The 23,956-nt window shown below is 35.4% G+C and carries 21 protein-coding genes; 2 read left to right on the forward strand and 19 right to left on the reverse strand.

Annotated elements, in window-relative coordinates; genetic code table 11:
• Nucleotides 1-37: 37 nt before the first annotated feature.
• Nucleotides 38-985 carry a homoserine O-succinyltransferase gene (gene metA, locus Q4496_RS06680; protein ID WP_215971314.1) on the reverse strand — a complete coding sequence of 316 codons (948 nt, stop codon included), beginning with the start codon at nucleotides 983-985 and terminating at the stop codon, nucleotides 38-40.
• A gap of 224 nt (nucleotides 986-1,209) precedes the next feature.
• Complete coding sequence (recA, locus tag Q4496_RS06685; protein WP_215971323.1) at nucleotides 1,210-2,250, reverse strand: recombinase RecA; 1,041 nt, start codon at nucleotides 2,248-2,250, stop codon at nucleotides 1,210-1,212.
• Between the two features lie 340 nt (nucleotides 2,251-2,590).
• Between recA and mutS the strand changes: the two genes are divergently transcribed.
• Nucleotides 2,591-5,185 (forward strand): DNA mismatch repair protein MutS, encoded by a 2,595-nt coding sequence (mutS, locus tag Q4496_RS06690; protein WP_215971324.1) that lies wholly within the window; start codon nucleotides 2,591-2,593, stop codon nucleotides 5,183-5,185.
• Between the two features lie 254 nt (nucleotides 5,186-5,439).
• Here the strand turns inward: mutS and Q4496_RS06695 are convergent, their stop codons facing one another.
• The 17 genes from Q4496_RS06695 to Q4496_RS06775 all read right to left on the reverse strand — a co-directional run bounded on the left by Q4496_RS06695 (nucleotide 5,440) and on the right by Q4496_RS06775 (nucleotide 22,951).
• Nucleotides 5,440-6,117 (reverse strand): FlgO family outer membrane protein, encoded by a 678-nt coding sequence (locus tag Q4496_RS06695; protein ID WP_303601334.1) that lies wholly within the window; start codon nucleotides 6,115-6,117, stop codon nucleotides 5,440-5,442.
• Between the two features lie 125 nt (nucleotides 6,118-6,242).
• Nucleotides 6,243-6,731: a hypothetical protein gene (locus Q4496_RS06700; RefSeq protein WP_215971326.1), complete on the reverse strand. Its 489-nt coding sequence runs from the start codon at nucleotides 6,729-6,731 to the stop codon at nucleotides 6,243-6,245.
• Between the two features lie 60 nt (nucleotides 6,732-6,791).
• Entirely contained in the window at nucleotides 6,792-10,172 is a 3,381-nt protein-coding gene (locus tag Q4496_RS06705) for a carboxypeptidase-like regulatory domain-containing protein (protein ID WP_303610125.1), read from the reverse strand.
• A gap of 241 nt (nucleotides 10,173-10,413) precedes the next feature.
• On the reverse strand, nucleotides 10,414-11,172 hold the full coding sequence (locus Q4496_RS06710) for a hypothetical protein (RefSeq protein WP_303610126.1): 759 nt from the start codon (nucleotides 11,170-11,172) through the stop codon (nucleotides 10,414-10,416).
• Nucleotides 11,173-11,280: 108 nt separating this feature from the next.
• On the reverse strand, nucleotides 11,281-11,922 hold the full coding sequence (locus Q4496_RS06715) for a hypothetical protein (protein WP_215971329.1): 642 nt from the start codon (nucleotides 11,920-11,922) through the stop codon (nucleotides 11,281-11,283).
• A gap of 502 nt (nucleotides 11,923-12,424) precedes the next feature.
• Nucleotides 12,425-13,318: an RNA polymerase sigma factor RpoS gene (rpoS, locus tag Q4496_RS06720; RefSeq protein WP_215971330.1), complete on the reverse strand. Its 894-nt coding sequence runs from the start codon at nucleotides 13,316-13,318 to the stop codon at nucleotides 12,425-12,427.
• A 131-nt stretch (nucleotides 13,319-13,449) separates the two neighbouring features.
• Nucleotides 13,450-14,334, reverse strand: a complete 885-nt coding sequence (locus tag Q4496_RS06725; protein WP_303601337.1) for a peptidoglycan DD-metalloendopeptidase family protein — start codon at nucleotides 14,332-14,334, stop codon at nucleotides 13,450-13,452.
• A 14-nt stretch (nucleotides 14,335-14,348) separates the two neighbouring features.
• Complete coding sequence (locus Q4496_RS06730) at nucleotides 14,349-14,927, reverse strand: YqaA family protein (protein WP_215971332.1); 579 nt, start codon at nucleotides 14,925-14,927, stop codon at nucleotides 14,349-14,351.
• Nucleotides 14,927-15,589, reverse strand: a complete 663-nt coding sequence (locus tag Q4496_RS06735; RefSeq protein WP_215971378.1) for a protein-L-isoaspartate(D-aspartate) O-methyltransferase — start codon at nucleotides 15,587-15,589, stop codon at nucleotides 14,927-14,929. Before Q4496_RS06735 ends, Q4496_RS06730 begins: the two co-directional genes overlap by 1 nt.
• On the reverse strand, nucleotides 15,589-16,341 hold the full coding sequence (gene surE, locus Q4496_RS06740) for a 5'/3'-nucleotidase SurE (RefSeq protein ID WP_215971333.1): 753 nt from the start codon (nucleotides 16,339-16,341) through the stop codon (nucleotides 15,589-15,591). The genes Q4496_RS06735 and surE overlap by 1 nt, the downstream gene beginning before the upstream one ends.
• Before the next feature lie 8 nt (nucleotides 16,342-16,349).
• Nucleotides 16,350-17,432 (reverse strand): tRNA pseudouridine(13) synthase TruD, encoded by a 1,083-nt coding sequence (gene truD, locus Q4496_RS06745; protein ID WP_215971334.1) that lies wholly within the window; start codon nucleotides 17,430-17,432, stop codon nucleotides 16,350-16,352.
• 36 nt (nucleotides 17,433-17,468) lie between these two features.
• A complete protein-coding gene (gene ispF, locus Q4496_RS06750) occupies nucleotides 17,469-17,972 on the reverse strand; it encodes a 2-C-methyl-D-erythritol 2,4-cyclodiphosphate synthase (RefSeq protein ID WP_215971335.1) in 504 nt (167 codons plus the stop codon).
• Nucleotides 17,963-18,712, reverse strand: a complete 750-nt coding sequence (gene ispD / locus Q4496_RS06755; protein WP_303495257.1) for a 2-C-methyl-D-erythritol 4-phosphate cytidylyltransferase — start codon at nucleotides 18,710-18,712, stop codon at nucleotides 17,963-17,965. Before ispD ends, ispF begins: the two co-directional genes overlap by 10 nt.
• Before the next feature lie 2 nt (nucleotides 18,713-18,714).
• Nucleotides 18,715-19,029, reverse strand: a complete 315-nt coding sequence (gene ftsB / locus Q4496_RS06760) for a cell division protein FtsB (protein ID WP_215971336.1) — start codon at nucleotides 19,027-19,029, stop codon at nucleotides 18,715-18,717.
• Nucleotides 19,030-19,086: 57 nt separating this feature from the next.
• A complete protein-coding gene (locus tag Q4496_RS06765; RefSeq protein ID WP_215971337.1) occupies nucleotides 19,087-19,740 on the reverse strand; it encodes a hypothetical protein in 654 nt (217 codons plus the stop codon).
• A 206-nt stretch (nucleotides 19,741-19,946) separates the two neighbouring features.
• Nucleotides 19,947-21,245 (reverse strand): phosphopyruvate hydratase, encoded by a 1,299-nt coding sequence (eno, locus tag Q4496_RS06770; RefSeq protein WP_215971338.1) that lies wholly within the window; start codon nucleotides 21,243-21,245, stop codon nucleotides 19,947-19,949.
• Between the two features lie 68 nt (nucleotides 21,246-21,313).
• Nucleotides 21,314-22,951: a CTP synthase gene (locus Q4496_RS06775; protein WP_215971339.1), complete on the reverse strand. Its 1,638-nt coding sequence runs from the start codon at nucleotides 22,949-22,951 to the stop codon at nucleotides 21,314-21,316.
• A 294-nt stretch (nucleotides 22,952-23,245) separates the two neighbouring features.
• Between Q4496_RS06775 and Q4496_RS06780 the strand changes: the two genes are divergently transcribed.
• Nucleotides 23,246-23,860, forward strand: coding sequence for a DUF4202 domain-containing protein (locus Q4496_RS06780; RefSeq protein WP_215971340.1), 615 nt, complete (start codon nucleotides 23,246-23,248; stop codon nucleotides 23,858-23,860).
• The last annotated feature ends 96 nt before the right edge of the window (nucleotides 23,861-23,956 follow it).

A 23,956-nucleotide genomic window follows, 5' to 3' on the forward strand; every position in this document is an offset into this window, starting at 1 on the left:
ATAAATCTTTAAATCAAATTTGGGATATCTACAAAACTTAAATGACGGTATCTGGATGTATTGCTTTGATATTAGAAGCATCCAATTTATATGGGGTAATTTGATAAACATAATAATTAAGCCAATTAGTAAATAATAGACTACCATGACTTCGCCAAGAACCAATAGGAGGATTATTTTGGTTATCGTCTTTATAATAATTTTTAGGTATCGCCGTGCCACTATCATTTAAGCTATCACGTAAAAATTCTTCGTGTAAAGTAGAGGTATCATATTCAGGATGGCCTGTTAAATAAACTTGTTGCTTATTTTTACTCGCAGCTAAATAAACTCCAGCTTCTTCAGATTCTGCTAAGACTTTTATTTGTGAAATACTTTCATAATCTGATTTATCAATGTAGCCATAGCGAGAATGCGGCACATTAAAATTTTCATCAAAGCCACGCGTTAAAGGTTCTTTTTCATCAAGTGCTTTGTGATTAAAAATTCCCGATAATTTGTTTTTTCTTAAATGGCGATTCAAACCATAGTGATGGTACAGCGCGGCATGTGCAGCCCAACAAGAAAACATTGTTGAAGTAACATTTTTTTCTGCCCAATCAAAGACTTCACATATTTTATCCCAAAAAGTAACTTGTGAATAATCAAGTAAAGCTAACGGCGCTCCAGTAATAATTAAACCATCATATTGTTTATGTTTTACATCATCAAATAAATGGTAAAAGGTATCTAAATGCTCTGTTGGGGTATTTTTCGATTCATTGGCATTAATACGAATAAACTCTATATTTATTTGTAATGGAGTATTCGACAACATGCGCAGTATTTGCACTTCTGTTTCAATTTTATTTGGCATTAAATTCAAAATAGCGACTTGCATTGGGCGTATTTCTTGAGAAATGGCCCTATGTTCAGACATAACAAAAATATTTTCTTTATCTAACACTGATAATGCAGGTAATTGATCTGGAATTTTAATTGGCATAACGCACCTATGACGAAGAAAAAGCAAACAAAGTATAGAAAAACTATACTTACAATACTACTTAGATTGCTAGATATGTCAACATCTAAACGTTTAGATGGCTAAATAGATTAAACCTATATATTATCGTATTGAATTATATTAAATAAAAAAAAACCTTTGCTAAAGTAGCAAAGGTTTTATAGATAAATTCACTCAAACTAGATTGAGGTTACATAATAGTATTACTCTTCTACTATGTCTAAGCCTTCCGGTTCAACTTTCTTGGCATCAATATTCTTACTCAGAAATAGCTCTCTTAATTTAGCATCAACATCTTTCGCCATTTCTGGGTTTTCTTCAAGATACTTAGCGGCGTTTGCTTTACCTTGTCCAATACGCTCACCATTACAGCTATACCAAGCGCCAGCCTTTTCAACAAAACCGTTTTTAACACCTAAATCAATTAATTCACCTAAGCTGTTAATACCTAAACCATACAGTATTTGAAATTCAGCTTGTTTAAAAGGTGGAGCAATTTTATTTTTTACAACTTTGACACGCGTTTCATTACCAATAATTTCATCACCATTTTTAACCGCACCAATACGGCGTATATCTAATCGAACCGAGGCATAAAATTTAAGTGCATTACCACCAGTAGTTGTTTCAGGGCTACCGAACATAACACCAATTTTCATACGAATTTGGTTAATGAAGATAAGCATGGTATTAGATTTTTTCAAATTACCCGTTAACTTACGCATAGCTTGCGATAACATACGCGCTTGTAATCCCATATGTGAATCACCCATGTCACCTTCAATCTCAGCTTTAGGTGTAAGAGCAGCTACAGAGTCAACTACAATAACGTCGATAGCACCAGAGCGAGTTAACATATCAACAATTTCAAGTGCTTGCTCACCGGTATCAGGTTGTGAAATAAGTAATTCATCAATGTTAACACCAAGCTTCTCAGCATAAATAGGGTCAAGTGCATGCTCAGCATCAATAAAAGCACAAACTTTATTATTACGCTGCGCTTCAGCAATAACCTCTAAAGTTAATGTTGTTTTACCACTTGATTCTGGACCATAAACTTCAACAACTCTTCCCATAGGTAAACCACCGGCGCCTAGGGCAATATCTAGACCTAACGAACCAGTTGAAATAGTTTCTACATCCATTGTAGTATTGTCGCCAAGCTTCATTATTGAACCTTTACCAAATTGTCTTTCGATTTGGCCTAGGGCTGCTGCTAATGCTTTTTCTTTATCGTCTTTCATAATTTACTCCACTAATAACGTCTGGTACGTCGTTTTGATAGAGCAAGTATACTGTATGGTCGTACAGTATCAAGTTTTTTTATAATTTATTTTATTTAAATTAAAAAAAATAAAAACCTATACTTTTAACTTATTGATATAAAAGATTAAAAACAACATTAATAACTTTTGCATTTTTGACTTAAAAAAGTTACTAATTTGATTTACCACTGTTTACACAGTAGTTTTATAGCTAAGCTAAATTTAAAGTTTTTATAAAAATAATTCATAATTTTATTTGTTAAATATGGCATAATCCTCTTTCACCAACCTTATTGATTCTATGAGTTGCAGCATTTAAATGACCACAACAACGCAAGACCTTTCTTCACACACCCCTATGATGCGTCAATACCTAACAATAAAAGCAGAATTCCCTAATATTCTGATTTTTTATCGTATGGGTGATTTCTACGAACTATTCTTTGATGATGCAAAAAAAGCCGCTGACTTATTAGATATTTCATTGACAGCACGCGGTAAAACAGGCGGGAACGCTATTCCAATGGCAGGCGTTCCTTACCATGCGGTAGAAAATTATTTAGCTAAACTAGTTCAACTGGGAGAGTCCGTTGCTATATGTGAACAAATTGGTGACCCTGCAACAAGTAAAGGCCCAGTAGAACGTAAAGTAGTCAGAATTATAACGCCAGGTACAGTGAGTGATGAAGCGCTTTTATCTGATAGGCAAGACAACTTAATTGTTGCTATTACTGAAAATAACGCTAAGTCTAAAAAAGCTTCCGATCCAAGTTTCGGTTTAGCTTATTTAGATATGACTAGTGGCCGTTTTGTCATTACAGAGCCGCAAACAAGTGAACAATTACAGGCAGAATTACAACGCCTTTCACCTGCTGAATTACTTTACTCAGAAACGCTTTCATCACTGCAACATGTTGATCAATATAAAGGATTACGCCGACGTCCAGAATGGGAGTTTGATCTTGAAACATCAGTGGCTTTACTTAATAAGCAGTTTGGAACAAAAGAGCTAACTGGGTTTGGTGTTGATGATAAATTATTAGGTTTATCTGCTGCGGGGTGTTTATTTCAATACGTGAAAGATACACAACGAACCGCATTACCACATATTCGTGCAATAATTTGCGAATCTGCGACTTCGGGTGTCGTCCTTGATGCAGCAACAAGACGAAATTTAGAGCTAACACAAAACTTACAAGGTGGTGTGGATAATACTCTGGCTGCGATATTAGATTATGCTGCTACCCCTATGGGATCTCGTTTATTAAAACGTTGGTTACATTTTCCATTGCGTGATTTAAGTATTTTATCTGATAGACAAAATGCCATTGAACAAATAATTTCAACTGACTTACATATTGATGCAAAACCCATTTTAAAAGGCTTTGGTGATATTGAACGTATTGTCTCTCGCATAGCATTAGGCTCAGCAAGACCGCGTGACTTTGCTCGATTACGTAATACCTTACAATCTTTACCCGAACTACAAAACTACTTATCAGCAAGCGCCAATACTGGTTATGTAAACACATTAGCTAAATTAATGGCACCAATCCCTAGTATTCAAGAGCTACTGGAAAAAGCACTTGTCGATAATCCACCTGTCCTTATTCGAGATGGCGGTGTTATAGCACCTGGTTATCATGAAGAACTCGATGTCTTACGTGATTTAAGTGATGGTGCGACTGAGTTTCTAGCACAATTAGAACAAAGAGAAAAAGAACGTACTGGTATCCATTCTTTAAAAGTAGGCTATAACAAAGTTCATGGGTTCTTTATTGAAATGAGTAGAACGGCGGCAAATGACGTACCTGACGATTATATACGCCGCCAAACATTAAAAAATAATGAACGTTTTATTACTGAAGAATTAAAAGAGCATGAACATAAAGTACTAAGTGCTCAAGGTAAATTTTTAGCATTAGAGAAACGCCTTTACCAAGAATTATTCGATCTCGTACTACCTGAATTAGCAAGATTACAAACACTCAGTCAAGCTATTGCTGAATTTGACGTATTAACTAACTTTGCTGAGCGTTCTATTACCCTAAATTATGTAAAACCTACCTTAGTCAACGCTACTGGAATTGAAATAGATGCAGGTCGACATCCAGTAGTGGAACAAATGACTAATAACACCTTTATTGCTAACCCAATCCTATTAACAGAACAACGTAAGATGTTAATAATTACAGGCCCTAATATGGGCGGTAAGTCAACTTATATGCGTCAAACTGCATTAATTGTGTTACTTGCGCATATTGGCTGCTTTGTTCCAGCCAATTCAGCTAAAATTGGCTTAGTTGATAGAATATTTACCCGTATCGGTGCCTCTGATGATTTAGCGAGTGGTCGCTCAACTTTTATGGTTGAAATGACTGAAACCGCTAATATTCTTCATAATGCTACCGAGAAAAGCTTAGTTTTACTTGACGAAATTGGGCGTGGCACTAGTACTTATGATGGTCTTTCTTTAGCATGGGCTTGTGCTGAAATGTTAGCGTTAAAAACAAAAGCATTTACTTTATTTGCTACCCACTATTTCGAATTAACTTTACTTGCCCAAGAAATACCAACGCTAGCCAATGTACATTTAGATGCAATGGAGCATGACGATAGCATTATTTTCATGCATGCAGTGCAAGAAGGCCCGGCAAGTAAAAGCTTTGGTTTACAAGTTGCTCAACTTGCCGGAGTTCCTAAAATGGTTATCAAACGGGCTAAGCAAAGACTGGTCGAGTTAGAGAATCAGGAAGTTGCTTCTATTTTGCCTCCACAATCAGACAATTTTCAACAATTAGCCTTGGTCGCAGATGAACACCCTGCAATAGATACTTTACGTAATACTGATGTGAATGACTTATCGCCTAAACAAGCATTAGACTTGCTATTCGACTTAAAAACAAAGCTTTAATATATTGAAAAAGACTGAACTGCTGACTTATCTTCACTAAATGAGATAAGTCAGCAATCATATTTTTGTGATGACACAGGAATGTTGAAGCTAAACTTTACAGCTTTAATAGTGCACTGTCTAATATGGTTAGCACTTTAATAAATTAGAAGATTTTTATAGTAAACGATATTTATTAAACAGCGCTCATTGAACATTGCTTATTAAACAATACTTATTTTATAGCACGGTATAATAAGGCTAATTATTTTACGTTAGTTAGTAATCTCAATCCAAGATGCTTTATCATTTTCTTTATCAGCAGACTTCTCTACTTTCATATCATCTTCTACAAGGTTATCTTTAGATAACATTTCACCTATAGCCCATCGAGGAATAAAAGTCTGAGCTGTTGCAACAACCACATGAGATATCATACCGATCATTCGAGCATTAACAATAAAACCATCTTTTTGTTCCAATAAAGTACCTGTAACTACATAATCTATAATTTGATTGTCCGGTAATTCTTTCCAATCGCGGCTAAAAACAAAATCCCCTTCACTAGTAACTCTAAAAAAACCGGTCGTTTTAAAATCTACAACAATTAAACCATGACGTTGAAATTCATATATAAAACTCTCTGATATTAAATTTCCTAGCCAGCTAGTACTTTCTAAATCATTTAAATTAACAAAAGAAGCCATGGCAATAGGTGTTTTATGACTAACAAAAACACTGTTATCTAACATTTGAAAAGCTAGGCCTTGTACAATTGCATTTAAGCTATGATTTTCTAAATTTTCACTATCAATGGGTTTATGCTTAACCACTTTTGTCTTTTCTATTTTTTCTGGCTTTTCTGTTCTAAAAGTATGATAAAAATCATTCTGTGAAAATGACGTACAGGCAGTTAATAGCCCTATCAAAAGTAAACATACGTAAAATTTCATAACAATACCTAGTAAGTAAAAGTCAAAAACATAGCACTTTCTTTATGTTTCAGGTTCAGTTCAAATAAGTAATGCATAAAATGTGCCTTTAAATTAATTAACAGTAAAATAGCTTTATATAACAATTAAATCTCATTAAACTCAATACTGAAGTTTTCAGAATAAGTATTATTTGAATTTAATATACCGTTAATTCTGATCCTTCCGCCTAGGTTTATATCAATAATCCCTGATGTTTCGCTATTAATCGTTATACCGGTATCAGCGATTATTAATTTACTTTCTATATCATTCGTTACTTCACCATCAGGCACATAAATAATGCCACTGCCATTATCATTGTGTGACTTGACAGTAATGGCTATTTCAGTATGAGGGTCGGCATAAATACGGTACTTGCCTAATTGCCCTTCTTCAGAGATACAAATATTAGAGCCTATTACATTAGTGATTAATTTTGTGTCATAGGCCATGACACAACCACCAGAGATATAAATTAACGAACCAAAATTAATCCGACTCCTTTCAATAATATATGCATCAGCTTTAGTACTGCTGTGAAAAAAAGTGAAAAACAAGCCGAAAATGACTATCAGTGTTAATTTAATTTTCATAATACCTCCCTCTCCCCTTTGATATCATTGACAGTGTCAATACAGTAAAAGCCTTTACTTTTAATCACTTAATTTTTGCACATTAAAATAAGCATTATTGGATGTTACCCACCCGATTACATTATTAGTAGCCAATCGCGCTTTTGCTGTTTGATAGTCACTATAGGCTTGGCTAATTATACAGTATTTTTTCACCCCATTAATTTCCTTTTCAGCAATATATAATGGGATTGAACTATTGAACTGCTTAGCCGCAGCTAATGCATTTGCTCTATAATTGTGAGCAGCTAGCTGTATCACAAACTCTGTGCCTCTAGTATCATTATTGTCAACAATTTTTTCAGGAGTTAGGTTTCCATTTAAGCGAGTTAAATTATTATTTAACTCCTTCGCCTTAATCGATGATAACGTGCGAGTTAGCGCTTCTGGCAAGTGTTCTCTTTCTTGCATTTTAACTATGCTCTCAGTTCTTTCTATAGGCTTTATTGGAAGTTCATTTCGCTGCACGGGATTTATGGCTATGTAATCCCTGCGTTTGGGTGCAACAGGAAGTTTGTCAGGTTGAGAATAACGTTGTTGCACTTGAAAATTAGTACGAGCAGGTAAACTATAAATTTGTCGACTAAGCGGATCGTCTTTATCTAGCCAAACTTGTTGCCCTGAATTATTAACATTCAAGCGTAATAGTCGTAAATTTTGCGCTTTTCTTTGTCCATTACTATCTGAAAGTGTTAACTTTATATCATCAAGCTCAACAAACCCACCTTTACTACTCGTTGTAAATTCAAAACCAACATTGTTCGCAGTGAAGCCACTTTTATCTAAATACTCTGGTAGAATGGCAACTTGATAACGTCCTGGCTTAAGGTTTCTCGCTTCATAAAAGCCATCTTGATCTGTATTTACTTCTTTAACTATTTCACCAAAACTATTTTGTATATATAAAATCGCTCCTGCTAAAGGTCGATCTTCGTTTTCACTATTCGTTACATACACAAAACCTGAAATATCAGTAGTAATATAAAACGGGATATTAACATCAACATAAGCGCCCGGATGAGTATATATGACATAATCTTTCTGTAGTGTACTGGTGCCATACTCCCAACTAGCATTAAATTTAAAAGGTGTATTTGTACTTACCCCTGGCACGACTACTCTGCCATTCTCACCACTTTTTATATTTTTCCAGGCACTATTACCTGTAAAAGAAACCCCTTCTAAATCCCAGTCAGATTCATCCCTCCAACCATTTGGGTTTCTATCTAAATAACTATAGGTATTAATAGAAGCAGAGCCCGAGGATAAATCATTCGATATTCTCATTGTCTTATTGTGATGATCATACCCAAAAAACAAATTAAATCCTAAACCAATAGTCCATTCATCTTGCGCATTATAAGTACTAGATAAATTACTCGAAAAGTAATTGTTATCCCAACTCATGTTGTAACCAAGTTGCCATTTATTATTGGTGTCAGCTAAATAATAAATACCTCGAAGGCTATGATAGAATCTATTGTTAAACCAACTTAAAGTAATATTACCACTTTGAATGATATCGCTATCATTATCGGGCTTATACTGTATACCTGCATTCAATCTTAAATTATTCGTCAGTGAACCACCAAGACCTAAGTTACCAGACCAGTCTTCAAGTAATACACGCGCATTGTTTATTTTATCTTCTTCAGTAATTGTTTCAAATTCTAGCTGTTCATAACGGTTATAATACAAAGTATTAGTCACACTGACACCACCAAATGATTTTGATAATCGTTGATTAAATTGCCAATGGTTATCTTCTTTTCCCAAAATATTATTGACAGAACTATCATCTTTAATGGTGTTATAACCGACCCCTATGCCATAGCCAAGAGAGCCTAAAGATGGAAGAGAACCGGCATAATTAGCATAAATATTGTGCCAACGGCTATCAGCTGAATTAATCCTGCTACTTCTAAAATCATCTGCTGATTGATAAACAACAGAAAAGGTATCTCTGCCATAAGCATTACCTGTAAGCGTTGATATTTGTGAATAACCTGCCTCGTTTTGTGCTGAAATTTCATTTTCAAATAAATATCCAGGCAAAACAAAAGCATTTTTTAAAGTAACAAAACTTTGTTTTTTCCCATTAAAGTTAGTCGTCGATTGAACAGCACTTAAACCAAGTAACCAATTATCACTTATGCCATAGTCAAAAGTAAAACCAGAATCCGTAAGTGAAAAATCAGTGTCGCTTTGATCATTAATAACCCTTTTAGTACGATCAACCCCATAAAAACTATAAGCCATTTGTCCTGCTGATAAAGCATTACTATCAATATTATAATAACGGGTTATTATTTTTTCTTCCCCGAAAGGACCATAAAGCTTAATTTCGTAACGATTATTACCATATTGCGTTTCGACGTCATCAAAGATCAAATTACCATCAGCAGGCACTACTTTTAGCTCAATAAACTGTCCATTACGATAAAGTTCAGCACTCCAGCCAGGAATTGCTGTTTCTTCTAACGTTATACCAACGTTCCTATTGCGATATGCTTCTGGTGCTCGCGAGAACACAGCACCTAGCCCAGATCGCGTTGATGTTGTTAAATTCCTACCTGTAGTACTAATATCACCAAAGGAATAACTATCAAAAGCATCAAAAATCATCTCATTTGGCTTGGTTTTATATCTTGAAAAGCGTACCGATCCAGTAAGATCTTGTTTGTTGGTATCAGTAATAGTGATATTTGCAGAGTGATATAAAAAATCAGAAACTGTTTGCAATGAATAATTAAGCGAAGTGTTATCATCACTATCAAGATTCAAATTACTCGAAAAGCTGCCATGAGGTATAGTAAATAAACGATATTCATCTTCAATAATGTCTTCATCAAGTAAATCAGAATAGTTAACTTTATTACCGTTGCGAGATAAAGTACGCTGTAAAGACAATTTTGCTAATTGCTGTTTAGGAAATTTATAATCGGAAGTAGTTATATGTAATTTTAGGTTGCTCTCGTTATAGCTAATTTCAACATTAAATAAATCACTGAGAGTTTTACTGTCGATAAATAAATAATAACCATCATCAAGCCAGTAACCATCAGCATTGATCTTAGTTTTATCTATTAATTCAAAACTATATAATTTGTTCTCTTTCCATACATTTAATTCTTTGCCTGTAATCGAGTTTCTTAATGTTAATACATCAAATAATGGCTGAACCGCTAAAAGTAATTTACCATCTATAGAGTAAGCATCTATCGAAGAAGATATTTGATCTTTATCTAAATAGGTATCAAGCAATAAAAATTCATCATTAATAACCAATTTATGTAATTGAGCACTAGAACTTACACTGCTCCAAGATAAAAAAATAAAAATGACAAAAAGATGACGCACTGAAAACAGTACTTCATAAGGTATTAATTTCTTTTTATTCATATTAACCCATTGTTATTAATTATTTTTTATTCAAGCCTCGTAAGTTTCATACATATATATTGATATTATAGCGAAATGATTTTACGAAGATAAAATATCCATGAATAATTCATAAAGCATTTTATATGCCATTAATTAAACAACAGTTTATTAATTAAGATTATAATTAAAGGTGGAAATCTATATCAGCAAGCAACTCTTCTAGCTAAGCAAGAATTGCTTGTATTGTTGTTGTAACATTTTAATCATTATGTGTAACGGTTAAAGAGCCGCCATATTTTTCTACTTCGGTAAAACGTAGCGAAATATCACTTTCACCAAGGTTAACAGGTACTGAAAATTCAAAATCTCGATAACTTGACTGAGTATAGATTGAAATAGACTTTAACCCGTTAACTTTTTTGCCAGTTCGCTTATTTAAAACCTCTAAGTCTCCGTAGATTGAACGATTTCCTTCCCGATTCAATCTAAAAGATACTTTTCCATTATCTAATAGCTTTACATTAGTAAAGCTTGCTTGAGCATTCAATTTAGCTGTGCGAGCAACAATAGGAACATTATGTACAAGTCGCGGAGCAACATTGACTAAATTTGGTGTCGGAGGGGAAATTTTTCCACAACTAACACTTAAGTAACTGTGATATTCAGCTTTATCTGTGTCTGCACTGCGCCTTAACGATAAGCGAATAGCTTGAGATTTACCTGCAGCAATTGAAAATCGACGTGGCGAAAATTTAACTGTTTTACTGGTATTATTACTCGGTAATGTATCGGTTAACTCTTTCCCCATTACCGCAGCATTATCAAATTCAAAATAGCGAAAAGACAAGCGGCATTCTTCAGCCGTTAAACTGCGATTTAAAACAATAAATGAGGCAACTCGATTATTATTATCAAGATAAATTCTATTACTTGTTAAACTAATAGCATTAACATTAAAAGTGGCAATCGTTAATAATATTACGATTAACACACATATATATTTTACTTTTACTAACATATAAAAACTCATTAAATACCAAACAAATACAAAACGGACAAAAAAAAGCCATGTGAATAATAACATGGCTTTTCATCGTCGTTAAATATAGTACCTTAAGATACTATCTTAATATATTGCATCAATTGTAAAGTCTTGCGAATAGTTAGTATCAGCGGTTAAATCCGTGTTAATAGTAATTTTACCACCAATCACTATACGTAATTCGCCCTCAGTAACATTAGCATCAGCACCATCTGTCGCATCAGCTAAAGCGGTAGTTGTCGGAGAGGAAACAAAGAAAGATTGACAGGTATCGCCAGCGGTAGCGCCATCATAATTACTGATACAGCCAGAATCCGGAGTATAAGTAAAGTCACTACCAGTTACTTCATTGACAGTAATTTGAACATCAGAACCAGAAATGCCTATCACTCGATAAATACCTATTTGGTTTCCAGATATACCTGCTGCAGTATCAATACAACCTGTACCTGTCACAGCACCTGCAAGGCTACCTGATACAGGTGTTCCTCGTAGAATAGCAGCGTCCGCATCATTTATAGTTGTCCCAGATGCATCCATTGAACATGTACCACCATTGGCTGAAAACATTGTTGCGCCGAAACTTAGCGCTTGTACTTGTTGAATCTCAACATCAGAAATTGTTCTAAAACTAACCGGAAAATCAACACTTTGTGCATTAACCGTTGTTGCAATAAAAGAAATTGCAGTAAACACCAGTGATTTTGATAATAATTTATTGTTCATAGTTTTCCCTTTTATAGAGTGGATGCCGCCTGTGATAAGTTTAGACGAATATCTTCAATTATAGTATCGGCTTAAAATAAAATAACTTGAGCAAAATAAACAATTAATTGTTATTTATTTCTACAGTAAAATCAATAAAACAAATATTGAACAATATTTGTTCAGCAGCTACTGCCACTACCACACGAGCAATAAGGAAACGGTTAAGACAACACTATAATCGTTAGCGGCTTAAAAGAGTAGTGCCATTAACAATACCACTAAAATTAGCAAATACTTCAGGTTTACATTGTACTGTAAAATTTGAGAAGCATACAAAGTAACTCATTAATAAACTAATTCTATATGGTAGGATAAGCTAGACACAGCTATTTCATTATAGTGTTATTATACTAATGAAATAAGTAATACAAAGTTATCATGTAAAGGCTGTAAAGTTATTCTTTACAGCCTGCTTTTTATTATTTTAATAATTTAATTATTTTTTTGACTACATTTTAAATTATTGATTTTCAAATAACGCTTCAATCGATAAGTTTTGCTGACTTAAGATATCGCGAAGGCGTTTCAGTCCTTCCACTTGAATTTGACGAACTCGTTCACGAGTTAAACCTATCTCAATGCCGACATTTTCTAATGTTTCAGCTTCATAGCCCATTAAACCAAAACGTCTAGCAATTACTTCTTTTTGTTTGGAGTTTAACTCATTTAGCCAGTTCACTATGTTATTACTCAGATCTTCCGACTGTAAGTCTCCTTCTGGACCATTACTTTTGCTATCAGGAATAACGTCGAGTAATACTTTATCTGAGTCACCTGAAAAAGGTGTATCTACTGATGCTATACGTTCATTCAAACGCAGCATTTTAGTGACATCTGCAACCGGTTTATCTAGTGTATTGGCTATATCTTCAGCGGTTGGTTCATGGTCTAACTTTTGAATAAGTTCTCGTGAAGTTCGTAGATAAATATTTAATTCTTTAACGACATGAATGGGTAAGCGAATGGTACGTGTTTGATTCATTATCGCTCGTTCTATCGTTTGACGAATCCACCAAGTAGCATAAGTAGAGAAGCGAAAGCCTCGCTCAGGATCAAATTTTTCAACAGCACGAATTAAACCTAAATTACCTTCTTCAATTAAATCAAGTAAAGGTAAACCACGGTTATTATAGCGTCGAGCTATTTTAACCACTAAACGTAAATTGCTTTCTATCATACGCTTACGTGATGCTTCATCACCTTTTAGGGATAGGCGCGAGAAATAAACTTCTTCTTCTGCGCTTAGTAATGGTGAAAACCCTATTTCACTTAAATAAATTTGTGTTGCATCAACACCTGACGATTTTTGTACTTTGTCTTTAAGCACGGTCGTTTGTTTTTTTTCTTTTACCATGGTGTTCTCCCTTATCTCGCAAGCTTATTATTAACTATTATATATTCACACTAACTCCAATTTATTTAATCAAACAGTATTCTTTTTAATCAATGATTTACTATGATTAATACCTCAATAGAATACACTTCTTATCGCTTTGGCAAATACTTTAAGGGATCAACTGACTTTCCTCGAAAACGTATTTCAAAATGAAGCATAACCCTTTCTGTATCAGTATCTCCCATCGTTGCTATAGTATCTCCAGCCTTTACTTGCTGCTGTTCTTTTACCAGTATTTTATCATTATGGGCATAGGCACTAAGATAATCATCATTGTGCTTTATAATAACTAACTTGCCATAACCTCTTAATGCGCTCCCCGAGTAAACAACTTTACCACTTGCCGTCGCCTTAATTTTAGTACCGCGTCGAGCAGTAATATCGATCCCTTTATTGCCTTTTTCTTTCGCAGAAAAATAGGCAATGATTTTTCCTTTAACAGGCCATTGCCAACGACGAATTTTTTGAGAAAAATTATCTTTCGGTTGACTATTTTCTATTATTTTCTTATCACTTATATTTTTACCATACGCCTGCTTTTTCGAAGATGCAACACTCTTTTTCACTACAGTATTGTTCTTTTGAGTAGAGCTTTTAGTCGGACTTTTACTGTACTGCTTATTCTTACTAGCTTTTACACTTTTTGTCTGTTTATTCGCCACTAAAATTAATTTTTGATTTGGAAAAATATTATAAGGAGCTGGAATATTATTCAATTTAGCTATTTGCCGAACATCAGAATTTGCTCGCCATGCAATTGAATATAATGTTTCTCCCGGCTGCACTACATACTCAGTACTATTGATAGTATTTTGAGCTTGTTTAGTTAAGGGAATACTGCCATAGACAGTTACTACAGGAGCGGGTTTTTCCCGAGAAGAGCACGCCAAAAGATTCAGAACTAAAAAAATACAACACAATAATTTTAAAAGTGTTTTAGGCGTTGTATTATTTTTAATTTGAATCGCTATCATGGTTAAACGAACAATTATTTCAAGACTAAATACGCAATGATAATTAGTGCAACAACAGTCCAACCTATCATGTCTATCCATTTACGTAATTTATGTGTAATAGCCTCTCCTCCCCACTGAATTAATCCAGCAACAAGGAAAAATCGCATCCCTCGTCCAATAGCTGAAGCAAGTAGAAAAGGTAAAAATGCCATATGTAAAAAGCCAGCACTTACTGTAAATAACTTATAAGGTATAGGTGAGAAGCCAGCAATAAACACTACCCATACACCCCATTCATTAAACCAAGTTATTGCGGTATCAAATCGTGCTTGATAACCAAATTCAGTAATAAGTGGTTGTATCCATGGTTCAAACATCATATAACCAAGCAAATAACCAACAGCTCCTCCTAAAATAGACGAAATCGTTGTCAGGCTGGCTAGTCGCCATGCTTTTTCAGGTTTAGCTAATACCATAGGTGCAAGTAGAACATCAGGCGGAATAGGAAAGAATACCGATTCAGCAAAAGTTAACAGTGCTAACATCCGTGGCGCAAACTTATGCTCAGCCCATTTTAGCGTCCAATCATAAACCGCCGTAAATATTTTCATTACAATAACTCTCCAGCGACTAGCGGTACAAATCGAACGACTTCAACTTGCTCCTCGCTATAACTATCACCATGGCGAGTAATGGTTTTCAGTATTTGAGTTTTATCGCCTACAGGAATAACTAAACGTCCACCATCAACCAGCTGATCAAGTAATGCTTGTGGCACACGAGCTGCACCAGCGGTTACAATAATGGCATCAAAGGGAGCTTTACTTGCCCAGCCTTGCCAACCGTCTCCATGCTTTAATGAAATATTATGTAAATCTATCGATCTTAAACAGCGCTTAGCTTGAAACTGTAAAGCCTTAATTCGCTCTACCGAAAAAACTTTATCTGTTAGTTGCGCTAAAATAGAAGTTTGGTAACCTGAGCCGGTACCTATTTCTAGAATGTTTTTAGGCTTATAATCATTCAATAATAGCTCTGACATTTTTGCAACTATATAAGGCTGAGATATAGTTTGCCCTTGTCCAATAGGTAAGGCTGTATTATCGTAAGCTTTATGAGCCAATATTTCTGGTAAGAAAATATGACGAGGTGAACTTGCTATAGCATGTAATACCTGCGGATTTGTTATGCCTTCAGCCTGCAACTTTTGTGCAAGTAATTCTCCACTTCTTTTTGTTCTACTGCCCGCCCTAGCATTTTTTTTATGACTCATCATAACCTTACTTCACCTATCCATTCTTTCATACTATCTATACTGTTATGTGCTGTTATATCAACAGTGAGCGGTGTTACTGAAACATAACTATTCGCTACTGCATGAAAATCTGTACCTTCACCACCATCAAGCTCTTTACCTAACCTGCCATACCAATAAATATCTCTTTGCCATGGGTCTTTCATTTTCTGCATCTGTTCAGCTTTATGTCTATGACCAAGACGGGTGACTTTTATCCCTCTTATGTCATCAATTGCCACGTCAGGCACATTGATATTAAGAATTTGATCCGCAGCTAAAGGATGCTCTTGAATACGCTTAATAATTCTCGCGGTAATTATTGCCGCGGTTTGATAATACTTTTCATCTTTGCCTAGCAGCGATATAGCAATGGCAGGTAACCCCATATGTCGACCTTCAGTCGCCGCAGCAACAGTACCCGAATATATTGTATCATCACCTAAATTCGGGCCATTATTAATGCCAGCCACAACTAAATCAAATGACGATGATGCAAGTTGGCTAACACCTAAATGAACTGAATCAGTGGGCGTGCCATTAACAGAAATAAAACCATTTTCTAACACTTCTGCTCTAAGAGGGTTTAATAAAGTTAAAGAATTACTTGCTCCACTGCAGTTTCTATCCGGTGCAACAACCGTGACATCAAAGTACTTTATTAGCTCTTGTTGTAGCACTTTAATACCCAATGCATGAACACCATCATCATTACTTAATAAAATTCTCATTAATTATTTCACTCTATATTACCGTTCGCCTGTGTATTAACACGTTGAGTGCAATCTTGATAATCAATTAACTCTCGAAGCACTGTCGTTGCATATGAACCAGCAGCCAATGAGAAGCTAATTTTTACAGCAGGTAATGCTTCTTCAATCGAGCTGTCATTTGTTAAGAGCTCAATGTCTGCATTATCAACAACTAACCGAATACGTCGACGCTCTTGTTTTAAGCCAAAACGTGGTAAGCCATTAGCAAATTCACTGTTCTTATCAGCGATTTCTTGTTCAAGTATACCGGGTTCAGCAGCTGTCATTAGATCACCAGCTCCCCACATTGCTGCAGTAATATCCACATCTTTTTCAATTAAGCGTTGTTTAAGAACAGCATCAATCTCTTTAGGGCGAAACACAGATTGAGAACCGGCAAGCATTAATACATCACCTAATTGTAATTCTGAGAAGGTATTATTTTTAATACGTTGATTAACTATCGCATTAAAAATATATGATCGTGCTGCTGATAAATACATCCCCCGTTTCTTTTTATCTTTTACTTTTGTGCCTGAAAACAAACCTAATGCATGTTCAATGTTACCACCGTCAATGCCAAAACGCTGTTCACCAAAATAATTAGGCACACCCTGCTCTATAATTTTTTGCCAACGTTCATACAACGTTTTAAGTTCGGTAACGTCACGTAATATTAACTCAAAACGATTACCAGTTAATGCGCCTGTACGTAGTTTTTTGTTATGTCTTTTGTAACTGAGTACTTCAACACCTTCAATAACGAGATCTGATAAATCATATGTTTGCTTACCAGGTACATGAATACCGAACCATTGTTCTGTTACAGCAAAGCGATCTTTTAAACCTGCATAAGACACTAATTGTTCTTTTACCTTAAAATATTTAGCTAATTCTCGGGCAACAAAAACAGTGTTTGCACCGGTTTTTCTAATATGAATAAATAAGTGCTCGCCTTCACCGCAAGGTAAAAAAGGCAGTAGTTCAAACACTTTAAAATCACTTTGGTTGACTCTTAATAAACCTTTAGACTCAGGTTTGTGGTGCAAATAGGCAAGTTCTTGTAACATTATTTATCTCTGAATTAGTCGTAAGGAGCAGTAAAATTAAATTTCTGTTGTCACTGAAATGGAATGAGAAAGAGGTGTCAGCAATATAACACAATGAACCGCAATGCCTTCTTTTCTACCGGCATATCCTAGCTTTTCCGTTGTAGTTGCCTTGACATTAATTTGCCCTAACGAACAATTTAAGTCTTCACTTAGACACTCGCGCATTGCCATTAAATAAGGTGCTATTTTAGGTGCTTGAGCAACAATGGTTATATCACCATTGCCAACTTCATAACCTTGTTCATTCATTAAAGCCACGACATGACGTAGCAAAATTCTGCTAGAAATATTTTCATATTGTCCATCAGTATCAGGAAAATGATTCCCGATATCTCCTAAACAAAGTGCTCCTAAAATAGCATCGCAAAGCGCATGTATAGCAACATCACCATCGGAATGCGCAATAAAACCTTTATCAAAAGGAATGGCAACTCCTGCAAGCATTAAGGGTCCTGAGCCACCAAATTTATGTACATCAAAACCATGACCTATACGCATTTTTTATCCTTTTCATGTTCAATTTTTTGCTGATTTAAATAAAAACTAGCTAAGATTAAATCTTCTGGGCGCGTTATTTTTATATTGTCTCTTCTACCTGGAATAAGTAAACAAGGTAAGCCTACAAACTCAATAGCAGAAGCTTCGTCCGTAATTACTAGCCCTTTTTCTTTAGCTTGTATTATTGCTTCTTTTAATTCTTGGGCTTTAAACATTTGTGGTGTAAAAGCATGCCACAAACTACTGCGATCAATTGTTTTATCAACACCTGCTTGACCAGAATCATTGCTGCTAGCACGCTTCATGGTATCAACAACAGGGGCTGCTAAGATTCCACCTGTATTATGTTCAAGGCATTGTAAAATAAGTTTATCGATATCGTCATGAGTAATACAAGGTCGGGCTGCATCATGTACCAATACCCAATCCAATTCATCAATCGCCTGTAAACCACTTAAAACAGAATCGACTCTCTCTTCACCACCACTAACTTTTATAATGTTAGGGTTATCTGATAATGCTGTTTTGACAAAATAGCCATCATCATCACTTATAGCTACGATCACTTTTGCTATATTTTTATGGCTAAGTAGACGTTTAATTGTATGACTTAAAATAGTTTGTTCATTGATTGTAAGATATTGTTTAGGACATGATGCCAACATCCGTTTGCCAACACCGGCAGCAGGAACAACGACAACAAACTGTTGATTTTCAACGAATGGAATAGCATTATTCACAACTAATATAACTCTTTGTTGGTATTGTCATTTACTTCACTATTCTTACTAGGAACAACACGAAAAAACGTTTCATTTTCCTTAATCATACCAAGTTCATTTCTAGCACGCTCTTCGATTGCTTCTGTACCTAACTTGAGATCATCTGTATCTGCATATAATAATTTATTTCGTTGTTGAAGTTTGGCATTTACTAGTTGCTGAGCTTTAACATCTTCTTGCAAAGATAAATAATCAGACACACTGTTTTTACCGAACCAAAGTCGATATTGCAGTAAAGCCAACACAATTAATAATAGTACTGTAAATGCCCTCATAATCCCTTAATAAAATAAATAATGACAAGAAGATTTACTATTATATGGGCTTCTTATTTATAACGCTAATGGTTGTTTGAAGTCTTTCCAGTTAATCGCACAAGAAAGTAACAATTCACGTAAACTTGGTATGATCGGCTGTGACACGCTACTATACGTTTTATTTTTCCAACAGTGTCCGGCGCAAGCCGCTAACATAATCTTTTTATTCGGTTTTAGTAGCTTAATTTTGGTATTATTTACAGGAAAGTTATCCGCTAAACTATCGCTACTAAGAGAAATCCAGCCAGCTACATTACTGCGAAGTCGTTTATTTTCGACATCAATCTTATCAATAGAATCTAATATTACATGTCCCCCAATAAATATTGGCACCACTAACCCTAAGGTTAATTTTTGTGTTAAATACCATGAAGAAACTTCTGGTGCTGTCTGTCCTGATAACGACAACTTACTGGCTTGTTTTGCTGACCAACTCGCATTTTGAATATCTAATGTTAACGGACTAATTCCCTGTGCATTAACTTGGGTCATTAAATTGGCTGTGCGCTTAATGTAATAACTTAAACTCTTTAAACGCCCTTGTACCGATTGTACAGACGTAAATTCACCATGTGCAAGCAGGCGTAACTCTCGCTCATAAAGCGCATTACATATTTCTGCAAAGTCATTACTTTGCTGGTCAGTTTGCCAAAGAGAAGTTTGCGACATCAATTAATAAATCAAGTAGTTATATTTGTATTATTCAGATAATTCGTTATCTCTTAGCATACTTGATTGTCGATAAAAAATACAACGCCAGATAAAAAAAACCGAGCTTTAAAGCTCGGTTTTTTAATCAAAGACACTTGAAATATATTACGGTGATATAAACACTCTGTTTATAAATCTTTATTCAAAATTAATAACACAAATGGTTATTGACCTTTAATTTCACTAAGACCATTATAAACAGCCTTATCACCTAAAAATTCTTCAATACGTAATAATTGGTTATATTTAGAAACACGATCTGAACGGCATAAAGATCCTGTTTTAATTTGACCTGCTGCTGTACCTACCGCTAAATCAGCAATAGTTGCATCTTCTGTTTCACCTGAGCGATGAGAAATAACAGCAGTATAACCAGCACTTTTAGCCATTTGAATTGCAGCTAACGTTTCAGTTAATGAACCAATTTGGTTAAACTTGATTAAAATTGAGTTAGCAACACCTGTCTCAATACCTCGTTTAAAGATCTTAGTGTTAGTCACGAATAAATCATCACCAACAATTTGTACTTTATCGCCAAGTAAATCAGTTTGGTATTTAAAACCATCCCAATCAGACTCATCTAAACCATCTTCAATTGAAACAATTGGGTATTCTTTACAAAGCTCACCTAAGAAATCAGAGAACTCATTTGAAGTGAATTGCTTGCCTTCACCTTTAAGGTCATAAATACCTTTTTCACTATCGTAAAATTCCGATGCAGCACAATCCATCGCTAATGTAACATCTGAGCCTAACTTGTAGCCAGCAGCAGCAACTGCTTCTTTAATTACCGCTAAAGCGTCAGCATTAGAGGCTAAGTCAGGGGCAAAACCACCTTCATCACCAACAGCAGTATTCAAACCTTTGCTTGATAATACTTTTTTCAAGGCATGAAAAATTTCAGCGCCCATTCTTAGTGCTTCAGAGAAATTTTTAGCACCGACAGGCTGTACCATAAACTCTTGAATATCAACATTGTTATCTGCATGCTCACCACCATTAATGATGTTCATCATAGGTACAGGCAAGCTATAAACACCTGGGGTACCATTTAAGTCAGCAATATGTTCGAACAACTGAACACCTTTATCAGCTGCAGCAGCTTTAGCAACAGCTAGTGACACAGCTAAAATAGCATTTGCACCAAATTTCTCTTTATTTTCAGTGCCATCTAAATCGATCATGATTTTATCGATATTAGCTTGCTCAAGTGCGTTTTGGCCAACTAAAGCAGGTGTAATATCATTTTTAATGGCAGCAACGGCGTTAAGGACACCTTTACCTAAGTAACGAGATTTATCACCGTCACGTAGCTCTAATGCTTCACGTGAACCGGTTGATGCGCCAGAAGGTGCTGCTGCACGTCCCCAAGCACCCGATTCTAAATAAACATCTGCTTCAACAGTTGGGTTACCACGAGAGTCCATAATTTCGCGTGCTATTATTTTACTTATATTTGACATTATATTTCCTTCTCAAACTTAAAAAACAAAAACCGCAGCCTATAGCTACGGTTTATAATTATTTTGAATTAACTTAATTGCTGCTTTTGATAGTCAAAAGAAGCGGTAATAAAGCTTTCAAATAAAGGGTGCCCATCACGCGGAGTTGAATTAAACTCAGGATGGAACTGCCCGGCAATAAACCATGGATGATCTGCTATTTCAATCACCTCAACTAAACTTTTATCAGTTGATAACCCCGAAAATATTAAGCCAGCTTTGCTTAACTGTTCTCGGTAGTTATTATTTACCTCATAACGGTGACGGTGTCTTTCATAAATTGTTTCACTGCCATATACGTCGCACACCTTGGTACCTTTCACTAGGTGACACAATTGTGAGCCCAAACGCATAGTTCCGCCTAAATCAGACTCTTCACTGCGGTACTCAACTTGCCCTTCTTCGTCAAGCCATTCACTGATCAAACCAACCACTGGATGCGGCGAATCAGCATTAAACTCAGTACTATGGGCGTCAGTCAAACCTGCAACATTTCGTGCAAATTCAATTAAAGCAACTTGCATACCTAAGCAAATACCTAAATAAGGTATTTTATTTACACGTGCATATTGTGCCGTTAAAATTTTACCTTCTACGCCACGTTCACCGAAACCACCAGGTACTAAAATAGCATCTAAATCTTTTAATAAGTCAGTACCTTTAACTTCAACATCTTGTGAATCAATATACTTAATATTAACCGTTACTTGGTTTTTCAAACCTGCGTGTTTTAATGCTTCATTGACAGATTTATAAGCATCAGGAAGTTCAATGTACTTTCCGACCATACCAACCGTAATTTCACCTTTAGGGTTCGCTTCATGATAAAGTACTTCTTCCCACTCAGTTAGATCTGCTTCAGGTAGCTCTAAGCCAAAACGTTTAGTCACTAACTGATCTGTTCCTTGAGATTTTAATAACGCAGGAATTTTATAAATACTGTCAACATCACGCATTGACACAACCGCTTTTTCTTCAACATTACAGAATAAAGCAATTTTCGCACGTTCCCCATTTGGTAAAGGTCGATCTGAACGACAAACTAAAATATCAGGGAAAATACCAATTGAGCGTAAATCTTTTACTGAATGTTGAGTCGGTTTAGTTTTAATTTCGCCCGCAGCAGCTAGGTAAGGAACTAAGGTAAGATGCATAAACATTGCACGTTCACGACCTACTTCCGTTGCGAGTTGACGAATAGCTTCTAGGAACGGTTGTGATTCAATATCACCAACAGTACCGCCAACTTCAACCATGGCAACATCGTAACCTTCCGCCCCTTCTATTACACGACGCTTTATGTCATTCGTAATATGTGGAATAACTTGAATAGTTGCACCTAAAAATTCGCCTTTACGCTCGCGTGCTAGAATATCTTGGTAAATACGACCCGCCGTAAAATTATTTAGCTTAGTCATTTTGGTACGAATAAAGCGTTCGTAATGACCTAAATCCAGATCAGTTTCTGCACCATCTTCAGTCACAAAAACTTCACCATGCTGGATAGGACTCATAGTGCCGGGATCGACATTAATATAAGGGTCAAGTTTCAACATGGTTACTTTTAAACCACGCGCTTCAAGGATTGCAGCTAAGGATGCTGCGGCAATACCTTTACCAAGAGACGAAACTACGCCGCCAGTAACAAAAATATATCTAGTTGTCATGTCTACACCGATGTAAGGGAAATACAGAATTTTTTTTGCATTACTTTTTTAACTATAAAATGCTCATCCATAGTGATTATTTTCGTTAAGAAAACACTAAAAAGCACGTTAAAAAGAAGTAAAGCAGGACGGGAAAACATTATACTTAAAATACAAGACAACAACAATAATAACTGTAATTTACAATTATATTAAATTTATTCTGCCTCAAAGAGAGCGCAAGTTAAAATAAGCATTTTTTTGTCGTTCATTAATCGTTATTATATGAGTATCACTTTTTAACCTAAGTAACCTATGACAAATAAATTAGAGCGCGTGTTATCAGCTATTGACGATATTAACCGCCAAGATAGTAATTTCACCCTACTAAATAACGAAAAGCACCCAAAAGAATTGCTTTATGGCCAACGAATGACCGCTTGTCTAAATGAGCATTGGCCACAAGCAAGTGAATTATTACAAATAGCAGTTCGAGCTCAGCATATTAAGCGTTGGCATTTAAAACGTAATGAGTATGAACCAGGTAAAGCTGGGTATTATAAATGGCGAATCGCGTTAGGGAAGTTTCATGGTGAACTAACTGCGAGCCTTATGATCGAGCAAGGTTACAGTGATTTACAAGCGAAACAAACAGCCTCTATAATTTGTAAAGAAAACTTAAAAAGTAAAGAAGATAGCCAACTCAATGCTGATAGCCAAACATTGGAAGATGTTGCCTGCTTAGTTTTTCTAGTTCATTACTTTGATGAATTTGCTACACAATATATTGAACAAGATAATGAAGCTAAAATAATTCGTATTGTGCAATTAACCTGGGGAAAAATGTCTGAAAAAGCTCATAATATTGCCTTGCAAGTAGCACTGCCTAAACATTTGGCCAATATTGTCAATAAAGCACTTTCTGCCTAATTAGATTCAGAATTTCAATAGTTTGCTGTGTAGTGTTAAGGATTCAAAAATTCGACGGTGGTTTAACTACAGACATGAGATTCCGTATCAAAACAC

It is taken from the genome of Colwellia sp. 5_MG-2023 (assembly GCF_030547795.1).
Taxonomy (GTDB): domain Bacteria; phylum Pseudomonadota; class Gammaproteobacteria; order Enterobacterales; family Alteromonadaceae; genus Colwellia.

Bases quoted from the DNA above. Each gene is read 5' to 3' on its own strand.
- truD (WP_215971334.1), bottom strand. From the start codon at position 17,432: ATGTTACAAGAACTTGCCTATTTGCACCACAAACCTGAGTCTAAAGGT.
- Q4496_RS06725 (WP_303601337.1), bottom strand. From the start codon at position 14,334: ATGATAGCGATTCAAATTAAAAATAATACAACGCCTAAAACACTTTTA.
- surE (WP_215971333.1), bottom strand. From the start codon at position 16,341: ATGAGAATTTTATTAAGTAATGATGATGGTGTTCATGCATTGGGTATT.
- mutS (WP_215971324.1), top strand. From the start codon at position 2,591: ATGACCACAACAACGCAAGACCTTTCTTCACACACCCCTATGATGCGT.
- Q4496_RS06700 (WP_215971326.1), bottom strand. From the start codon at position 6,731: ATGAAAATTAAATTAACACTGATAGTCATTTTCGGCTTGTTTTTCACT.
- metA (WP_215971314.1), bottom strand. From the start codon at position 985: ATGCCAATTAAAATTCCAGATCAATTACCTGCATTATCAGTGTTAGAT.
- Q4496_RS06775 (WP_215971339.1), bottom strand. From the start codon at position 22,951: ATGACAACTAGATATATTTTTGTTACTGGCGGCGTAGTTTCGTCTCTT.
- Q4496_RS06765 (WP_215971337.1), bottom strand. From the start codon at position 19,740: ATGTCGCAAACTTCTCTTTGGCAAACTGACCAGCAAAGTAATGACTTT.
- eno (WP_215971338.1), bottom strand. From the start codon at position 21,245: ATGTCAAATATAAGTAAAATAATAGCACGCGAAATTATGGACTCTCGT.
- Q4496_RS06705 (WP_303610125.1), bottom strand. From the start codon at position 10,172: ATGAATAAAAAGAAATTAATACCTTATGAAGTACTGTTTTCAGTGCGT.
- recA (WP_215971323.1), bottom strand. From the start codon at position 2,250: ATGAAAGACGATAAAGAAAAAGCATTAGCAGCAGCCCTAGGCCAAATC.
- rpoS (WP_215971330.1), bottom strand. From the start codon at position 13,318: ATGGTAAAAGAAAAAAAACAAACGACCGTGCTTAAAGACAAAGTACAA.
- Q4496_RS06780 (WP_215971340.1), top strand. From the start codon at position 23,246: ATGACAAATAAATTAGAGCGCGTGTTATCAGCTATTGACGATATTAAC.
- Q4496_RS06730 (WP_215971332.1), bottom strand. From the start codon at position 14,927: ATGAAAATATTTACGGCGGTTTATGATTGGACGCTAAAATGGGCTGAG.
- Q4496_RS06735 (WP_215971378.1), bottom strand. From the start codon at position 15,589: ATGAGTCATAAAAAAAATGCTAGGGCGGGCAGTAGAACAAAAAGAAGT.
- ispF (WP_215971335.1), bottom strand. From the start codon at position 17,972: ATGCGTATAGGTCATGGTTTTGATGTACATAAATTTGGTGGCTCAGGA.
- Q4496_RS06715 (WP_215971329.1), bottom strand. From the start codon at position 11,922: ATGAACAATAAATTATTATCAAAATCACTGGTGTTTACTGCAATTTCT.
- Q4496_RS06710 (WP_303610126.1), bottom strand. From the start codon at position 11,172: ATGTTAGTAAAAGTAAAATATATATGTGTGTTAATCGTAATATTATTA.
- Q4496_RS06695 (WP_303601334.1), bottom strand. From the start codon at position 6,117: ATGAAATTTTACGTATGTTTACTTTTGATAGGGCTATTAACTGCCTGT.
- ftsB (WP_215971336.1), bottom strand. From the start codon at position 19,029: ATGAGGGCATTTACAGTACTATTATTAATTGTGTTGGCTTTACTGCAA.